This window comes from Pseudomonas acericola (SeqCode) (assembly GCF_053456465.1).
The window spans coordinates 1016238-1034306 of record NZ_JBRFJB010000001.1 but is presented as its reverse complement, the minus strand read 5'-3'; the positions used below and the strand labels follow the sequence as shown (position 1 = coordinate 1034306).

Here is an 18069-nt window from a genome sequence, read left to right as displayed (position 1 = left end):
GCGCCTGTCGGCAAGCACCGAAACTTCCGACATTCATTTGCGCCAGTGCGTCTTTAACCTCTCAACTCCCGAAAAACCCAGGAGTTAAGGAATGACGACCGCCCTGTTCAAAGATGGATTCCCCTCGGCCCACCGCAACACGCGCCAACGAATTGAAAGCCGCATTGACCTGCGGCGACTGTTCTCCGCCATCGACGCTGACCCCGCGCTGATTGGTGCAGGGGTGGTGTATATCGATGAGGATTCTAATGTGCTGACACTGCGCGAGTTCCAGGCGGTGTGCAGTGTACAGGTGAAAAAGGTGGTGTTGCGTGAGGCGCCAAGGGCAGTGGGGCCGGTGGAGTTCAAGCGGATGCTGGAGCATGAGCCGCGGGAGTCGAGATGGGTGGCGGAGGCGACGAAGACGGCGGTGACCTGCGCTGGGGCGTTGTTGAGTTGGCATGTCATTTACAGTGGGATCGCGCTGATGCCTTTTACCGCGGGTGCCAGTGTTGTCGTCTCATTCGTAGGCACGGCCGCCGTCGTCGCAGGCTTGTTTCAATGCGCCGTCGGCGCCAATCGAACCCTGAACGAAGTGTGGGACCCACGCAGAAATGACTACTTGGACAGTAACGCTTGGTACGAAGGGATAATGCTAGCGCTGGACGGTATTTCCTTGCTGGCCGTGGGTACTTCTGCAGTGACCACAATGAAGGTCATCAACTTGTCCAAGAAGGCGACCGGCAAGCCACTGCTGGAAGTGCTCCGGGGATTAAGTCGGCAAGAGCGCGCCAAACTGACGGATGAACTGCTCCGAATCCAGGACCCGCGATTAACGCCAAAACTACTCAAGCTCAAGCAGGCCGCGGGCGATCTATCCAAGCGATTTCCAGCGACACAGATAAAACCCATCACTCACATGCACTTCAAAGATATTGCTGCGGCAGGGTTGAGCCTTACTAGCAGCACAACATCCGGGAATACGCGGATATTGGCCATCGGTATCTATGAAGAGTTCGCCGAATGAAAAACCGACGTTCGCCCTCTTTCTTCGTAGATCCCCGCTCAATTTGGGCTCGTCACCGGCTGGCGCTTTTTGGAGGAATTTTAGCCCTGTGCTTTTCAGTCGGCACGGCCAGCACTCTGATGAACCTCACCTACTTCGCCGACTCATCTGATGAGTTTGCGACGGGCGCGTTTTTCATTGGCAGCGCAACAACCTGCACACTATTTGGCATCGCACAGAGCGCGGTGCTCCATGGTTATCCGCAGTGGGTTTGGCTACAGGCTGGCGTGTTCATACTCTATTTCCTGGCTGTTTTGCCAACAGCCATTTATAGCCCCGACCGCATCCTATTTACCCTGGCCGTTCTGAGCCCATTGGTCGGACTGTTGTTTATAAACAGCAAGCGCCAAAGGGAAATGCGCGGAACGATGCTCGAACTCCGCCACAAGCGCGAACACATCATCGCCACCCTGAAAAAACAGGGCAAATGGAAAGGGTGGTGAACCAATACTGTTACGGCTGCGCCACAAGCCGCCACAGCAGGATCGGGAAGTGCCTGTCGGCAAACACCGAAACTTCCGACATTCATTTGCGCCAGTGCATCTTTAACCTCTCAACGCCCGAAAAACCCAGGAGTTAAGGAATGACGACCGCCCGTTTCAAAGATGGATTCCCCTCGGCCCACCGCAACACGCGCCAACGAATTGAAAGCCGCATTGACCTGCGGCGACTGTTCTCCGCCATCGACGCCGACCCTGCGCTGATTGGCGCGGGGGTGGTGTATATCGATGAAGATTTCAATGTGCTGACACTGCGCGAATTCAGGCGGTGTGCAGTGTGCAGGTGAAGAAGGTGGTGTTGCGTGAGGCGCCAAGGGCAGTGGGGCCGGTGGAGTGCAAGCGGATGTTGGAGCATGAGCCGCGGGAGTCGAGGTTGGTGGCGCAGGCTTTGAAAACGGGAGTGACCTGTGCAGGGGCGATATTGAGTTGGATCGTAGTGTCAAGTGGAGTGGCATTCATGCCCTTTACAGCGGGCGCGAGTGTGGTGATTACATTTATCGGCCAGGCCGCCCTGGCCGCCAGCATCACCCAATGCGTCGCCGGGTTGGGTCGAACCGGCGTTGAAGCGTTTGCTCCGCAATACCTTGATCAATTGGACAACGACGCCTGGTATCAGGCCGTTGAGGCAGCGCTGGATACCATCGCATTACTGGGCGTCGCCACCTCAGTATTGACCACTATTCGAACGGTAAACACAGCAACCAAAGCCACCGGAAAGCCGCTCAGAAAAGTCCTGAAAGGCCTGAACCGCCAAGAACGCGCAAAACTGAATGATGAATTGCTCAGGCTTCAGGACCCTCGATTAACCCCAAAAATCCTCAAGGTGAAACAGGCCAACAGAGCACTGCCGAAACGAATCAGTGCCACAGAAATGCAATTAGCTACTGCCCATCACACAAGAGAAGCCTTGGCGGCCGCTGTGGGTTTCGCTAGCAGCTCAATGCCGGGAAACATCAAGGCGTTGGCAATCGGCATCTACGAGGAGGCCAGCCAATGAGCAAGCATAAAGCGGCAAGAGAACTTGGCGAATTCAACATGGATGAAGCATGGACAGATTGGAAAACGATGACGCCTGAGGAGCGCGCTTGCACCTACCTCTACCTTGAAAACCCACTAAAATTCAGAAGGCGTTATGCGCTGGTGATCGGGGCCGATGTACTTGCCGGCTGTTTCACGATAGCGATGACTGCCGTCTTACTGTTAGTGACGTTTCTCTCGGTACTTCCAGAAGACCGTGCAATCAAAACTTCTTTCTTCGGCAGCCTCGTAGCAGGTCTTGTCCTGTTTGTTTCAAAGATTCAAGTGACCTATGGTCGAATCCACTTGGTATGGATGAGTGTCGTCATCTACGTAATCTGCTTACTGATATCCCTACCCGCAATAGCGTACCGTCCGCCGCTTTCTCTCTACTTCATGGCCCTGCTCAGTCCCCTGATCGGCCTAGTCATCCTCAACAGCAACCGCTGTCGCGAACTGCGACAAAAGTCGCTCGAACTCCGCCACAAGCGCGAGCACATCATCGCCACCCTGAAAAAACAGGGCAAATGGAAATGGTGGTAAACGCCGCGCTCAGGCGGTTGGGAATACTTATGCACCGACCGCCTGCAAAGGCTCAACCACCCGCGCCGCCGTATGCCGATTAACCGGCACCGGCAACCCCAAATGCCCGCGCAACGTGCTGTGGCTGTACTCACTGCGGAACAACCCGCGCTCGCGCAGTAGCGGCAGCACTTGATCGGTAAAGCGCGCAAAGTCATCCGGCGCACCGACATGGATGTTGAACCCATCCACCGCCCCTTCGACAAACCAACGCTCGATCTCATCGGCCACGGTCTGCGGCGAGCCGACAAAGCTGGAGAACGGCTTGGCAAAGCGCAACGCCGCCTGGCGCAAGGTCAGGCCCTGGTCGCGGGCGACTTGCTTGATGTTTTCCGCATGGCCGCGATAGCCATTGCTGCCCAGATCGCCGAGCTCCGGGAACGGTTCGTCCAGCGGGTATTGGCTGAAGTCGTGGTAGTTGAACGGCCGCCCCAGCTGCACCAGCGCCTTGTCCAGGTCCAGCTCGCCATTGCGTTCACGGTCGATGGCCTGGGCCTGTTCGTCGGTGTCGGCAATGATCGGTGAAATGCCCGGCAGGATGGTCACGTGGTCGGGATTGCGCCCGGCCGCAGCCGTGCGTTGCTTGATGTCGCGGTAGTACGCCTGGGCGTCTTCGAAGTTGCCCACGCCGGCAAAAATCCCCTCGGCATAGTTCGCCGCCAGGCTGCGCCCGGATTCGGAAATCCCGGCCTGAAAAATCACCGGTTGGCCTTGCGCAGAACGGGCGATATTCAGCGGCCCGGTCACGGCGAAAAACTCGCCCTGGTGGTCGAGGCGATGCTGACGCTGCGGGTCGAGGAACACCTTGCTGGCCTTATCGCGCACAAAGGCATCGTCTTCATAGGAGTCCCATAAGCCCTGCACCACGTCCAGGTGCTCGGCGGCGCGGCGATAGCGCTCGGTGTGGTCGATATGCTGCTCGCGACCAAAGTTGCCGGCGGCACCTTCCAGGCCGGTGGTGACCACGTTCCAACCGGCACGACCGCCGCTGATATGGTCCAGGGAGGCGAACTGGCGGGCGACGTTGAAGGGTTCGGTATAGGAGGTGGTGAGGGTCGCCACCAGGCCGATTTTCGAGGTGGCGCCGGCGATGGCGGAGAGCAGGGTCAACGGCTCCAGGCGGTTGAGAAAATGCGGCGCCGAATCCGGGGTGATGTAGGGGCTATCGACAATGAACACCAAGTCGAACTTGGCCGCTTCCGCCTGCCGTGCCTGGGCGCGGTACCAATCGATATCCACGCTGGCATCGCCGGGGATCTGCGGGTGCAACCATTCGTTTTGCGCGGTGCCGACGCCGGTGAGAATGGCGCCGAATTTGAGTTGCCGGGGTGCTGTAGACATGCAAATGCTCCTGAAATATAGATGAACCCTGTGGGAGCGGGCTTGCCCGCGATTGCGGTGCATCAGTCGAGATATCAGTTACTGACCCACCGCAATCGCGGGCAAGCCCGCTCCCACATTGTTGATTGTGTGAATCAGGCGGTTCTGGCGGCGATGGCCTCGACTTCCACCAGCGCACCCGGCAGTGGCAGCGCCACCACTTGCAACGCGGTGCGCGCGGGTTTGTTCGGCTGCTCTGGCGTGCCGAAGAATTGCGTGTAGCCGGCCTGCAAACCGGCGAAATCGAGCTTGCCGGCGGTCTCTTCGGCGCCCACCAGGAACACCCGCAGTTGCACGATATCGCCGAGGTCGAGGTCGTGTTGCTGGAGGATCTGGCGGATCTTGTTGAACACCGACACCGTCTGCACTTCGGTGTTGCCATAGGCCGCTGGCGTGCCCGCTGGGGCGTTGGCGTCGTGCAGGTCGGGCAAGGTGCCGCTGACGAAAATCAGGCTGGCGGAGGCCGGCACGGTGACGGTTTGCGAGATCGGGAAGTTGCCGACGCTGGTGCGTTGAATACTGTCGCTCATGATGATGCTCCTTAGGACGCGGCCACTGCCGCAATCTGACGTTGTTGGGTCACCCGTTCGGCCAGTTGCGCGACCACATGGCGCGCGGAGTTGGCCGCCGATTCCTGCCAGATGCCCACGCCGCTCTGCACCAGGCCGTCACCGGCGAAGTACACGCGGCCAACGCCGGCTTCGAGCAAGGCGCTGGCATCGGCCGGGAAGTGTTCGCGTTGCAGCCACGGGCCTTCGCTGTAGGGGATCTGTTCCCAGGACACCGCCAGCGGGTGGCGCAGGTGTTTGGCATAACCGGGATGCAGCAACTCCACGGCTTCTTTCGAGGTGGCGTACTGCTGGTCCAACGGTTGCGCGCCAAAGCGGTCAGCGCCCTCGCCGGTCACGTAACCGGCCACCAGCAAACCGTCGCGGGTGTTGAGGCCGTTGCTCGGGTACCACAGCAGGCGCGCCGGGTGTTCGATCCACGACAGGCCGCCGTAGGTGCGGTAGTCGGTCTCCCAGAAGCGCGGCGACTGCCACGCCACTTTGGTTGCCTGGTCGCTGCGGGTGCTGCGCAAGGCGGCTTTGATCGGGTCGCTGAAATCCGTATCGAGCTTGGCCAGCAGCGGCAGCGGCAGGGTCGAGACCAGGTAGTCGGCGCGCACCACCTGTTCACGGCCGCTGTGTTGGTCGTGATACGTCACCGCGACGCCGTCTTCCAACTGGCGGATCTGCCGCACCTGTGCGCCCAGTTGCACCTGGTCGCGGACCCGGGCGTAGAAGGCGTCGGTGATGCGGTCCATGCCGCCCACCGGCTGGAACATGGTCGCCGAGAATTCCGGGAACTCGGTGTGCAGCAGCGCGCCCCACAGCTCCGGGTGCAGCAGTTGATCCAGTGCCAGCGGGCTACGCGCAGCCGGCAACGCGCCGGGATGGGCGGGCGATTCCAGGTGCCCCGAACGGATCGTGCCTTCGAACGCCAGCTCTTGCGAGAGATCGCCATACACCTGCAAAAACGCCAGCAGGCGTGTGCGTTCTTCGCTGCTCAACACGTCGTCGAGGGCATCGCGCTGCACGGCCTTGGCCAGCAGGCCGGACAAGTGCCCGCGCGCATCGTTGATCGCCTGGCCGACGCTGAACGCCGGCTTGTCGATATCCGGGCGCACCTGGGCGCCATGGCTGCTGTTGACCAGCACTTCCAGCGGCACCCCCAGTTCGCTGCAATAGTCGAGGATCGTGCGGTGCTGGCTGGGGATGCGCGCAGGGCCCGCGTTGAAGTAATGCCCCTGATCAAACGCCGCAGTTTGTGTGCGGCCATCCTTGTACTCCACGCGGTCGCCATGGCGGATCGTCCAGGTACGGCCGCCCACACGCTGGCGGGCCTCCAGCACTTGCACCTCGAAGCCGGCGCGGGTCAGTTCCAGGGCCGTGACCAACCCAGCAATCCCGGCGCCCAGCACCAGCACGCGGGTGCCCTGCCCCAGGCCGTCCTTGAGTTTCAGCGGTTGCGGGCGGCGGTGCGATGAAGGCCCCAGGCCCAGCACCGCCAGGGCATCCTTGACCGCCTTCTCGCCGCCTACCGCCGCGATGCTCGACAGCGCTTCACGTCGTGTCAGTCCCATGTTCGCTACTCCTTAATCCGGCAGGCCCGGTGGGTTGATCAGCGACTTGTCGACGCGCTCCACGTCCAGGCCCCAGCGTTGCAGCACCTGCTCGTATTGGCCGCCGGCAATCGCGCTTTCCAGCGCGGTGTGGATCGGCTTGACCAGGCCGTTGTCCTTGCGCGTGGTCACCGCGATGTCGGCCTGCAACGGCCAGCCGCCATTGACGGTGCCGACGCGCTTGATGCCGCCGGTGATCGCGGCGGAATAGGCGTACACCGAGTTCGGCCCGAACAACGCATCACTGCGCCCGGACTGCACCGCCAGTTGCGCGGCAGCCTGGTCATCGAAGTACTGCAACAGCGCGGGTTTGATCCCGGCCTTTTCATTCGCCTCGTTCCACGCCAGCAGGACTTTTTCCTGGTTGGTGCCGGAGCCGACGATGATCTTAAGCCCGGCAATGTCCGGCGCCTGTTTGATCTCGTTGATCTTGCTGGTGCTCTTCACATAAAAGCCGAGCACGTCCTGGCGATACGTCGCGAAGTCGAAGCGTTTCTTGCGCGCTTCGGTCACGGTGACGTTGCTGATCACCGCGTCGTATTTGCCCGAGCTGACGCCCAGCGGCCAGTCTTCCCAACTGGTCTGCACCACGTTGAGTTGCAGGCCGAGGCTGTCAGCGACCAATTGCGCGGTGTCGGCTTCGCTGCCGATGGTGGTCTTGTCGTCATTGGCCAGCAGCGCCAGGGGTGGCCCGGCCACGCCGGACACGGCCACGGTGAACTTGCCCGGCTGGGCGAACTTGAAGCCCGGCGGGATCTGTGCGATGGCGGCTTCGTTGCGCGGCACATGGATGCGCACGCGGTCGGGGCTGAGGTCCACCTGTTGCACGGCGAACGCACTTTGCGCAGCACTGACGGCCAGCGCCAGCAGGGCCACACGGGCAGTAGAAATAAACATGGGCAGTCACTCCTTGAACTAAAGCACCTTGCCGAGAAAGGCCACGGTGCGGGGATGTCGGGGTTGGCGGAAAATCTGTTCAGGCGGGCCTTCTTCGATGAGCTGGCCGTCGCAGAGGAACACCACGTGGTCGGCGACTTCACGGGCAAAGCCGATTTCGTGGGTGACGATCACCAGGGTCACGCCCAGTTGGGTCAGGCCCTTGATCACATCCAGCACTTCGCCCACCAGCTCCGGGTCGAGGGCCGAGGTGGGTTCATCGAACAGCAGCACTTTCGGGTCCAGCGCCAGGGCGCGGGCGATGGCCACGCGTTGTTGTTGGCCGCCGGAGAGCTGGCGTGGATAGGCGTCGGCTTTGTCTGAAAGGCCAACCTTGGCCAGCAACTCGGACGCTTTGGTCTGGGCTTCGGCCTTGCTCCAGCGCTTGTGGGCCAGGGGCGCCTCGGCGATGTTTTCCCAGGCAGTGAGGTGCGGGAACAGGTTGAAGTTCTGGAACACGAAGCCGACGTCGATCCGGCGCTTGAGGATTTCCCGCTCTTTGAGTTCATAGAGCAGGTCACCCTTGCGTCGATAGCCGACGTATTCACCGTCGATGGTGATGTGGCCGCTGTCGATCTTTTCCAGGTGGTTGATGGTGCGCAGCAAGGTGGATTTGCCCGAGCCCGACGGCCCGAGAATCACCGTGACCTTGCCCGGGTCAATGGTCAGGTGGATGTCTTGCAACACCTGCTGGTTGCCAAAGCGCTTGCCCACGCCCTGGATTTGAATGCGACCGGCGCGGGCTTCACTCATGGGATTTCTCCTTGAGCCAGCGGCTGATGCGCTGCAAAGGCGTCGGTGGCAGCACGCGAGCGGTGCCACGGGCAAAGTAGCGTTCGACGTAATACTGCGCGCTGGTCAGCACGGTGGTGATGATCAGGTACCACACGGTCGCCACGATCAGCAGCGGGATCACCGCCTGGGTGCGGTTGTAGATGACCTGCACGGTGTAGAACAGCTCGGGCAGGGCCAGCACGTAGACAATGGAGGTGCCTTTGACCAGGCCGATGATTTCGTTGAAACCCGACGGCAGGATCGACCGTAGCGCCTGGGGCAAGATGATGCGGAACACCCGACGCGAAGCCGGCAAACCCAACGCCGCCGCCGCTTCGTGCTGGCCGGCATCCACGCCGATCAGGCCGCCGCGAATGATCTCTGCCGCGTACGCCGCCTGCATCAGGCTCAAGCCCAGCACGGCCACGGTGAACTGGCTGAGCACGTCCACGGTGGACCACTCGGCGAACACCAAGTCGGTGAACGGCACGCCGAGCACGATGTGGTCATACAGATAAGCGAAGTTGTACAGAATGATCAGCACCAGCAGCGCCGGCATCGAGCGGAAAAACCAGATATAGCCCCAGGCCAACGCCGCCAGCAGCGGCGAGCCCGACAGCCGTGCCAACGCCAGCGCCGTGCCGAGGATCATGCTGAACACCGTGCTCAGCAGGGTCAGCAACAGCGTCTGGCCGAGGCCGCGCAGCACCGACGGCGAAAAGAACCACTGGCCGAACACGCCCCACTCCCAGCGTGGGTTGGTGGCCAGGGAATGCACGATGCCCAGCAGCACCAGCGCGGCAAAGATCGACCCGGCCCAGCGCCAGGGGTGCCGTGCGGGGACGACTTGCAAGGTCTTGATCGGGGTGGCGACACGGGCCTGGCGAACCGGGCGTGCCTGTTCAATCAGGTCATAGGGTTTGGCGACGATGGGCATGTTCTCTTCCTCGCGGGGGGTGGCCTTAGAAGGCGTAAGTCAGCCGGGTGTAGTAGTAACCGCCGGTAAAACCGAAGGGCGAATAGGTGCCGTAGCTGCTGACCATGGTGCTGCTCGGTACACCTTGTTTTTTCGGGTAGACGTCGAACAGATTCTTCGCGCCGATGGCGACGTTGAGGTCTTTGGTGAGGTTGTAGCCAAGGTCCAGGTCGGTGATCCATTTGGCCGCGTAGACCCGGTCGAGGCTGCGGTCGGCGGAGACGTTGACCTCCTTGTAGGAGCCGTAGCGGGTCAGGGCCAGGTTGAGGTTGAAGCGATCGATGCTCCAGTCACCGCCGAGGATCAGCTTGGTGCTCGGCTGCACGCCGGTGATCAGGTTGCGCGCCTGGCGATCCATCAGGTCATAGGAGGTGCCGAGGATCGTCGTGGATTCCTTGTAGTTGAGGATCTTGGTTTGGTTCCAGTTGAACGCGGCGGTCCACTTCAGCGCGCCGTATTCGCCGAGGTCCTGGCTGTAGTTGCTGACCAGGTCCAGGCCCTTGGTGCGGGTGTCGGCGCCGTTGATGAAGTACTGGCCGCCGGACGTCGAAGTGATGCCATTGCCTTGCAGCACCTGGGTGATTTCCGGGCCGAGCAAGGTGCCGGTGAGGGTGATGCGGTCACGCAGGTTGATCACGTAGGCGTCGGCGGTGAAGCTCAGGCGATCGGTGGGTGTGAGGGTGAAACCAAGGCTGAAGTTGGTCGAGCGCTCGGGTTTCAATTCCTGGGCGCCGAGGGCCTGGGCGGCGCCCGAACCCACCGGCAGCACGCCGTAGTTGATCGACTGGTACACACCGTCCACCACGCCATAGGTGGTGGAACGCGCACTGAACAGGCTGTTGGCCAGGGACGGCGCGCGGAAGCCGTTGCTCACTGTGGCGCGCACGGCGAATTGCGGAGTGAAGTCGTAACGGGTGGTCAGCTTGCCGCTGCGCGTGGCACCGACGCCTTGGTTGTAGTGCTCGTAACGGAAGGCGGTGCCGACGTACCAGTCCGGTACCGGGTTGAAGCCCACATCCACGTAACTGGCCAGGCTGTTGCGCGAGGCGGTGGCCTCTTCATCCGGGGAAATGCCGTTGGTGACCTGCGCCCCGCTTGATGCGCAATTGCCCGGCGCCTTGCAGTAGCCGCCGTTGGCGTAGGACTCATAATCACCGGCCTGCACCTCATAGGTATCGCGCCGGTGTTCGAAACCGTAGCTCAGGTCCAGCGGTTTTTGCAGGCCGATATCAAAGCCGCGCTTGAAGTCGAGGTTGGTGGTCAGCTCGGTGGAAATCCACGTGCCCGAGGTGAAGTGGTTCGGCGTGGCTTCGCCCAGGGACGGGTTCTGGTTGTGGGTGGTGCCCTGCTCCGCGTCGTTGCGCCCGTAGGTGGTGGACAAATCCCAGTCCCACTCGCCAACGGTGCCTTTGCCACCGAAGGCGGCCTGGAAGTCGTCTTCGTCGATAAACCAGGTGGGCGTGTAGCCGCCGGGGTAGCCGTTGGGGCCGGTGGTGATGGTGTTGGTGATGGTCGGCAGGCGGAAGTTCTGGCCCTGCTCGGCCTTGCGTCGCGAATAGGTGGTGAAGGAATACAGGCTGAAGTTGTCGTCCACCGGCAGCTCGGCGTTGTAGCCCAGGGTCAGCAGATTGGTCTTCGGTGTGCCGTAGCCGCCGTAGGTGGAACGGCCGGCCTGCTCGTAGGCCTGGGCGTAGGTGTAGCCGTTGGCGCTGGCCTTGTTGTCATCGTTCTGGCTGCGCGCGTCGAGCGCCAGTTGCACGATGCCGCCGTTGCCGTTGCCGATTTCGAAGCCTTTGTTGAGGCTTTGTTGCACGGTCTGTTTCTTGCCGTCGTAGCCAAGGCCGGCGTTGGTCACCGAGGTGCCGCTGGTGTCGGCCTTGAGGATCACGTTGATCACCCCGGCGATGGCGTCGGAACCGTATTGGGCGGCAGCGCCATCGCGCAGTACTTCCACATGGTCGATGGCGCTGATGGGGATCAGGTCCAGGTCAGCCGGCGCCGCGCCGGTGTTGATACCGTTGATGTTCAAGGTGGCACTGGTGTGGCGGCGCTTGCCGTTGACCAGCACCAGCACTTCGGCGGCGCTCAGGCCCCGCAGGTTGGGGGCACGGGCGATGCCGCTGGCGTCCCAACCGGTTTTTTCCGGCAGGGTCAGCGATGGGATCACCGCGCTGAGGGCTTCCATCAAACCGGGCTTGCCGGTGCTCTGCAATTGCTTGGCGCTGACCACATCGATCGGCACCGGGCTGCTGGTAACGGTGCGCTGCTCGGCGCCACGGTTGCCGGTGACGACGACGGTAGAGAGGGTGCTGTCGTCCTGGGCCTGGGCGCTGTTGGCAAAAATTGCCAGGGCCAAAACGGCGGTGGGTGTTAACGCTTGCTTCATAGCCATGCCTGCTTATCCAAATCGCGAAGTCGGGCAATCACGCGGTCGTGCGCGGTGCTCGTTTTTTAGGGGATGTGGCGGCGATTTGCGGCTAAGGCGCGTGCGGGGGTTGTATCGGCAACATACGTTGAGTTCCCTTCCAACGATTCTGCTGCGGGCATGATTACCCGGTTATGGGAGCAGAATCTGAATCACGATGGGTACCATCCATGGTCAGGGGTAGGCTGTTGCGATCAAACATAACGGAATGGGTTTTGAAAATATAATGCTGTTTTGGTCTAAGCTAATATTCTTGGATTTCATTATTTTCTTATGATTTTATTCATATAAATAATGTCTTTTTGAGCACCTTCAAACTCAAGAGCCAGAACAGGCAACTGTCTGGCTGATGTATGAAGATCCAAATGTGGGAGCGGGCTTGCCCGCGATTGCGGTCTGCCTGTGACGAATACATCGCCTGACACTCCGTAATCGCGGGCAAGCCCGCTCCCACATTGATTGCTCCCGCATTTCAGGCCCTCAAGCACTTTCCCGCGAAATCAGGCGGCACTCCAACAAATTCAAGCGCTGTACCTCCTCTTCCACCGGCAACACCCCCAAACTTTCCAATACCCGCGTGGCCGCCAATACACCGATTTGCAACGCCGGTGGCTTGATGGTGCTGAGGCTCGGCAGCAGCATGTGCGCGAAGGGGTAATCACCAAAACCGAGTACCGCGCAGTCTTGCGGAATGTTCAAGCCGGCGCGTTGCCCCGCCAGCAAGCCGCCGGCGGCGAGGTTGTCATTGGCGAAGAAGATTGCATCGGGCGGCGTGGGGTGGCTCATCAGTGCGTCCATCGCCTGCTTGCCGGCTTCGAAGGGCGCACAACCGGCTTCCGGCGCGAAGGTCCAGGGTTGTACGCCCAACTCGCTCAAGGTCGCGGCGAACCCGTCCCCCCGCTCCATCGCACTGAAATCCCCCGCCGCACTGTTCTGCACAAAAGCGATGCGCCGATAGCCCTGGCCATGCAGGTAACGCGCAGCCGTGACGCCCACTTCGTAGTGGGAAAAGCCGATCTGCAACGGCTCGCGTTCGGGCACGTAGTCCCAGGTTTCCACCACCGGGATATCGACGTCGGCGATCATCTTTTCGGTGGCCGCGCTGTGGAAGCGGCTGGTCAGCACCAACGCCGCCGGCGACCAGCCGAGAAAGGCGCGCACCGCGCTTTCTTCCTGCTCGGCACTGAAATAACTCGATGCCAACAAAAGCTGATACCCGTGCTGGCTGAGGGTGTCGCTGAAGCCCTGGATGGTGTCGGCAAAGATCGGCCCGGAGATGTTTGGGATCACCATCGCCACGATCCGCCCGCGCGCCGAGGCTAAGCCGCCGGCCACCAGGTTGGGCACGTAGCCCAGCTCGGCCACCACTTGGGCTATGCGCTCGCGACGCTCGGGCGAGACCTGCTCCGGCTGGTTGAAGTAACGCGACACGGTAATCGCCGACACCCCGGCCTGGCGCGCCACGGTGTTGAGGGTGACGCGCCCGGCGCCACGGCGTTTGCGCGGTTTGTCTTCGCTCACGGGAAAATCCTGTTAGAAACCAAAAGGCATATAGGACTAATTTTTCAGTATTTGACGTTCTAAACCGGTCCCACCAATAATGCCGATGTTAGCGCTAACAAAGCGCTTTGTCTGCTACTCGCTCGAGCGAATGCCAGAGGCGAATTCACAGGCGTTGCCGTCGCAGAACGGCAACGGTTCAGGGCATTTTTTTCGAGCGGGCACAGCATGCACAACTTCCAACGCACTACATTATTGATCCTGGCCGGGCTGACCGCCCTGCCCGCCTTTGCGGCGGATGAGCAGGAACCGACGCTCAAATCCGTGACCGTCACCGCCACCCGCCGTGAAGAATCCCTGCAAAAAGTCCCGGTGGCGGTCTCGGTGCTCGACGGCGAGCAACTGGAGCGCGACAACCGCAACGGCGTGGCGAGCATCGCGCAACAAGTGCCGTCGCTGAACTTCCGCACCGGTGCCTCCAACAAGGACACCTCGCTGTTCGTGCGCGGCGTCGGCACCATCTCCACCTCCCCCGGCGTTGAGCCGACGGTGGCCACGGTGATCGACGGCGTGGTCTACGCCCGCCCCGGCCAGGCCACCCTCGACCTGCTCGACCTGGAGCGCATCGAAGTACTGCGCGGCCCGCAAGGCACGCTGTTCGGCAAGAACGCTTCGGCCGGTGTGCTCAATATCACCAGCAAGGCGCCGACCGCCGAGACCCACGGCTATATCGACCAGTCCTACTACAGCGGCAACGAAAGCCGCACCCGCTTCGGCATCGGCGGCAGCCTGGTGCCGGACGTGCTCAAGGGTTCGATCAGCACGCTGTTCGGCAGCTATGACGGCAACGTCGATAACCAACACAACGGCCAAGAGGTCAACGGCTACAACCACAAGGGCATTCGCGGCAAGTTGGAGTTCACCCCCAATGACGACGTGAAGCTGACCCTGATCGCCGACTACATGCAGTCCCACGACGACGCGCCCAACGGCGTGGTCAGCAAGTCCCTGACCCCAGCGTTCACCAACGCCCTGAGCCCGGTGCGCGCCTCCAGCGACAACCGCGACATCAACACCGACACCCGCAGCCATGTGGAAGACACCAACAAAGGCCTGTCGGCCCAGCTGGACTGGAACCTCGGCGACTACACCCTGACCTCGATCACCGCCTGGCGCGGCTGGGATAACACTCAGTACCAGGACGGCGACCGCCTGGGCACCGTGACCGCCGCATTCCCCGGCACCGCCGACAAGGGCCAACTGGAATTCAACCAATACTCCCAGGAACTGCGCCTGGCCTCGCCCAAAGGTGAGTTCCTGGAATACGTCGGCGGCCTGTTCTACATGCACGGCAAGGACGAAGAAACCTACCAGCGCACCCTCACCACCACCACGCGCACCGACCGTGGCATCGCCGACTACAGCACCACCAACGACAGCTACGCGGTGTTCGGCGAGAGCACGCTGAACTTCACTTCGCGCTTTCGCGGCATTGCCGGTTTGCGCTACACCCACGACGACCTGAAATACGATCACCGCCGCGTCTCCACCTCGGCCACCACGGTCAGCGGGATTCAACCGGCCACGTCAAGTTCCGGCTCGGTGGACGAAGACGGCTGGTCCGGCCGCCTCGGCGTGCAGTACGACATCAGCGACAACGTCACCAGCTACCTGACCTACTCGCGCGGCTACAAAGGCCCGGCCTACAACGTGTTCTTCAACATGCAGCCGCGCGACACCGACGCCCTCAAGCCGGAAACCTCCAACACCTGGGAAGCCGGGATCAAGGCCACCGCCTGGAACAACCGCCTGACCACCAACCTCGCGGTGTTCCACAGCGATTACGACAACTACCAGGCCAACTTTTTCGACACCGTTGCCGGCCAGGTCGTGACCCGTTTGATCAACGCCGGCAGCGTCAGCACCGAAGGCGTCGAGCTGGATTACGCCTTGCAGGCCACCCAGCAACTCAAGCTCTCCGGCGCCCTGGCCTACACCCGCGCACGCATCGACGAATTCGCCTGCCCCGCCGGCGCAGCAGCAACGTGCAACGTAAATGGCAAGCCGCTGCCGTACAGCCCGGACTGGAAAAGCTACGTACGCGCCGACTACAGCATCCCCCTGGATAACGGCCTGGATATCGAACTGGGCACCGACTACAGCTGGCAGAGCGAAGTGCAGTACGACATCAGCCAGAACCTCGACACCAAGCAAGGCGCCTACGGCATCTGGAACGCCAGCGTGGCCCTGGCCGACTACAGCAACGGCTGGCGTGTAGCGCTGCTGGCGAAGAACCTTGCCGACAAGTCCTACTCGCCGATGCTGGCCAGCGGCGGCAACTACATCTACCGCGCCGTGCCCCGTGACGATGAACGTTACTTCGGCGTGCAACTGCGCAAGGATTTCTAATATGAGCCGTCAACTGAAACTCGGCGCTTTCCTCATGGCCACCGGGCACCACGTCGCCGCCTGGCGCCATCCCGATGTACCGGCGAATGCCGGGCTGGATTTCGCCCAGTACAAGCACCTGGCGCGGGTCGCCGAAGCGGCCAGGTTCGATGCGCTGTTCGTGGCGGACAGCGTGGCGGCGGCCACTGGCGAGATCGCCAGCCATATGGCGCGTTCGGATCACTTCGAGCCACTGACCTTGCTCTCGGCGTTGAGTGCCGTGACGGAGCACATCGGCTTGATCGCCACGGCGACCACCAGCTACAACGAGCCCTACCATGTGGCGCGCAAATTCGCCTCGCTGGATCACCTGTCCGGCGGGCGCGCAGGCTGGAACCTGGTGACCTCGGACGCCGCCGCCGAAGCGCAGAATTTCGGCCGTGATGAGCACCTCGGCCACGGCGAACGCTACAGCCGCGCCCGCGAGTTTCATCAGGTGGTGACCGGCTTGTGGGACAGCTGGGAAGACGACGCCTTTGTGCGCGACAAGGCCAGCGGCAATTACTACGACCCGGCGAAGGTGCATGTGCTCGATCACGTGGGTGAGCACTTTCGCGTCAAGGGCCCGCTGAACGTCGCGCGCTCGCCCCAGGGCCAGCCGGTGATCGTGCAGGCGGGCTCGTCCGAAGCCGGTCGCGATCTCGCGGCGCAAACCGCCGAGGTGGTGTTTACCGCGCAGACGTCACTGGAGAATGCCCAGGGGTTTTATGCCGACCTCAAGGGCCGTCTTGCGCAGTACGGACGGGAGGCGGATTCGCTGAAAATCATGCCGGGCGTGTTTGTGGTGGTCGGGCAGACCGAGGCTGAGGCGCAGGCGAAGTTCGAGGCGTTCCAGGATTTGGTCGAGCCCGAAGTCGGCGTCGCGCTGCTTGGGCGCATGCTCGGTAACTTCGACCTGTCCGGCTACCCGCTGGATGGGCCGTTGCCAGAGTTGCCACTGACCGACAGCGGCCAGCGCAGCCGCCAGCAGTTGCTCAGTGATTTGGCGTTGCGCGAGAACCTGACACTGGCCCAGTTGGGGCGACGGATTGCCGGTGGCCGCGGGCATTACAGCCTGATCGGCACACCGGAGCAGATCGCCGACGAGCTGCAACGCTGGTTCGAAAACGGCGCCGCCGATGGCTTCAATATCCTGGTACCGCACCTGCCCGGTGGGCTGGAGGATTTCGCCCAGTGGGTGGTGCCCGAGCTGCAACGGCGCGGCCTGTTCCGCACTGAATACAGCGGCGCCACCTTGCGTGACAACCTCGGTTTGGCGCGCCCCGAAAACCGCTTTAAAAAGGACCGCCTATGAAGATTCGCGCACTGGTATTGGCCCTGTTGGCCGTGACCCAAACCGCCCTCGCCGCCGACCCCGCGACCCTGCGCATCGGCTACCAGAAAGGCTCCATTGCCCTGGTGCTGGCCAAGGAACACGGCTTGCTGGAAAAACGCTTCCCGCAGACTGACGTGAAGTGGATCGAATTCCCCGCCGGCCCGCAGATGCTCGAAGCCCTCAATGTCGGCGCGCTGGATGTGGGCTCCACCGGCGATATCCCGCCCCTCTTCGCCCAAGCGGCAGGCGCAGACCTCGTCTACATCGGCGCCGAACCGCCCAAGCCCAGCGCCGAAACCATCCTGGTGCGCAACGACAGCCCGCTGCACTCAGTGGCAGACCTCAAGGGCAAGAAAGTCGCCTTCCAAAAAGGCTCCAGCTCCCACAACCTGATCCTGCGCGCACTGAACAAGGCCGGGCTGAGCTACAAGGACATCCAGCCGGTGTACCTGCCACCGGCCGACGCGCGCGCGGCGTTTGAACGCGGCAGCGTGGATGCCTGGGCGATCTGGGAACCCTATTCGTCGTTGGCGCTGAGCCAGAGCCCGAGCCACGTGCTGGCCAACGGTGAAGGGTTGGGGTTGTCCGGGCCGGTGTACACCGCGCGGCGCGAATACGCCAAGGCCAACGGCGCCTTTGTCCACGACCTGCTCGGTGAACTCAGCAGCGCCGAAGCGCTGACCCGTAGCCAGCGGGAAGACAGCTTGAAGGTGCTGACCAGTTTTATGGGCCTACCTGCGGATGTGATTGCGCGGTACATGGACAATCGTCCGCCTTCGCCGATCTTGCCGATTGACGAGAAGATCATCGCGGCGCAGCAGGCGACGGCGGATCTGTTCTTTCAGAACAACCTGCTACCCAAAGCCATCGACGTGAAAAAAGCCCTACCAAGCAACTGAGATCTAATGTGGGAGCTGGCTTGCCTGCGATAGCGGTGGGTCAGCTTGCTCATTTGGCACTGATACACAGCTATCGCAGGCAAGCCAGCTCCCACATTTTTTTGACCG

The 18069-nt window shown here is 61.8% G+C and carries 14 protein-coding genes and 1 pseudogene; 7 read left to right on the top strand and 8 right to left on the bottom strand.

Going from position 1 to position 18069, the window contains the following annotated elements; genetic code table 11:
• Window positions 1-91: 91 nt before the first annotated feature.
• From ssp4 (ACU688_RS04790) to ACU688_RS04775, 4 genes and pseudogenes are all read left to right on the top strand, one after another.
• Window positions 92-1006 carry an Ssp4 family T6SS effector gene (gene ssp4, locus ACU688_RS04790; protein WP_448183830.1) on the top strand — a complete coding sequence of 305 codons (915 nt, stop codon included), beginning with the start codon at window positions 92-94 and terminating at the stop codon, window positions 1004-1006.
• Window positions 1003-1488, top strand: coding sequence for a hypothetical protein (locus tag ACU688_RS04785; protein ID WP_448183829.1), 486 nt, complete (start codon window positions 1003-1005; stop codon window positions 1486-1488). Before ssp4 (ACU688_RS04790) ends, ACU688_RS04785 begins: the two co-directional genes overlap by 4 nt.
• A gap of 140 nt (window positions 1489-1628) precedes the next feature.
• Window positions 1629-2542, top strand: a pseudogene (ssp4, locus tag ACU688_RS04780) (Ssp4 family T6SS effector).
• Window positions 2539-3105, top strand: coding sequence for a hypothetical protein (locus ACU688_RS04775; protein WP_448183828.1), 567 nt, complete (start codon window positions 2539-2541; stop codon window positions 3103-3105). The pseudogene ssp4 (ACU688_RS04780) and the gene ACU688_RS04775 overlap by 4 nt, the downstream one beginning before the upstream one ends.
• A gap of 27 nt (window positions 3106-3132) precedes the next feature.
• Here ACU688_RS04775 and ACU688_RS04770 read toward each other — a convergent pair whose 3' ends face one another.
• From ACU688_RS04770 to ACU688_RS04735, 8 genes are all read right to left on the bottom strand, one after another.
• Window positions 3133-4485 (bottom strand): LLM class flavin-dependent oxidoreductase, encoded by a 1353-nt coding sequence (locus ACU688_RS04770; protein ID WP_448183827.1) that lies wholly within the window; start codon window positions 4483-4485, stop codon window positions 3133-3135.
• Window positions 4486-4619: 134 nt separating this feature from the next.
• Window positions 4620-5054 carry a RidA family protein gene (locus ACU688_RS04765; RefSeq protein ID WP_448183826.1) on the bottom strand — a complete coding sequence of 145 codons (435 nt, stop codon included), beginning with the start codon at window positions 5052-5054 and terminating at the stop codon, window positions 4620-4622.
• Window positions 5055-5065: 11 nt separating this feature from the next.
• Complete coding sequence (locus ACU688_RS04760; RefSeq protein WP_448183825.1) at window positions 5066-6649, bottom strand: flavin monoamine oxidase family protein; 1584 nt, start codon at window positions 6647-6649, stop codon at window positions 5066-5068.
• A gap of 12 nt (window positions 6650-6661) precedes the next feature.
• Window positions 6662-7585, bottom strand: a complete 924-nt coding sequence (locus ACU688_RS04755) for an ABC transporter substrate-binding protein (RefSeq protein WP_207042577.1) — start codon at window positions 7583-7585, stop codon at window positions 6662-6664.
• Window positions 7586-7603: 18 nt separating this feature from the next.
• Window positions 7604-8377 carry an amino acid ABC transporter ATP-binding protein gene (locus ACU688_RS04750; protein WP_448183824.1) on the bottom strand — a complete coding sequence of 258 codons (774 nt, stop codon included), beginning with the start codon at window positions 8375-8377 and terminating at the stop codon, window positions 7604-7606.
• Window positions 8370-9335 carry an amino acid ABC transporter permease gene (locus ACU688_RS04745; protein ID WP_448183823.1) on the bottom strand — a complete coding sequence of 322 codons (966 nt, stop codon included), beginning with the start codon at window positions 9333-9335 and terminating at the stop codon, window positions 8370-8372. The genes ACU688_RS04750 and ACU688_RS04745 overlap by 8 nt, the downstream gene beginning before the upstream one ends.
• 25 nt (window positions 9336-9360) lie before the next feature.
• Window positions 9361-11760 (bottom strand): TonB-dependent receptor plug domain-containing protein, encoded by a 2400-nt coding sequence (locus tag ACU688_RS04740; protein ID WP_448184032.1) that lies wholly within the window; start codon window positions 11758-11760, stop codon window positions 9361-9363.
• 519 nt (window positions 11761-12279) lie between these two features.
• Entirely contained in the window at window positions 12280-13320 is a 1041-nt protein-coding gene (locus ACU688_RS04735; RefSeq protein WP_448183822.1) for a LacI family DNA-binding transcriptional regulator, read from the bottom strand.
• Between the two features lie 207 nt (window positions 13321-13527).
• Between ACU688_RS04735 and ACU688_RS04730 the strand changes: the two genes are divergently transcribed.
• Genes ACU688_RS04730 through ACU688_RS04720 form a run of 3 tightly spaced genes read left to right on the top strand, consistent with a single transcriptional unit; the run spans window position 13528 to window position 17961 of the window.
• Window positions 13528-15708, top strand: coding sequence for a TonB-dependent receptor (locus ACU688_RS04730; RefSeq protein ID WP_448183821.1), 2181 nt, complete (start codon window positions 13528-13530; stop codon window positions 15706-15708).
• A gap of 1 nt (window position 15709) precedes the next feature.
• Window positions 15710-17041 (top strand): LLM class flavin-dependent oxidoreductase, encoded by a 1332-nt coding sequence (locus ACU688_RS04725; protein ID WP_448183820.1) that lies wholly within the window; start codon window positions 15710-15712, stop codon window positions 17039-17041.
• Window positions 17038-17961, top strand: coding sequence for a sulfonate ABC transporter substrate-binding protein (locus ACU688_RS04720; RefSeq protein WP_448183819.1), 924 nt, complete (start codon window positions 17038-17040; stop codon window positions 17959-17961). Before ACU688_RS04725 ends, ACU688_RS04720 begins: the two co-directional genes overlap by 4 nt.
• The last annotated feature ends 108 nt before the right edge of the window (window positions 17962-18069 follow it).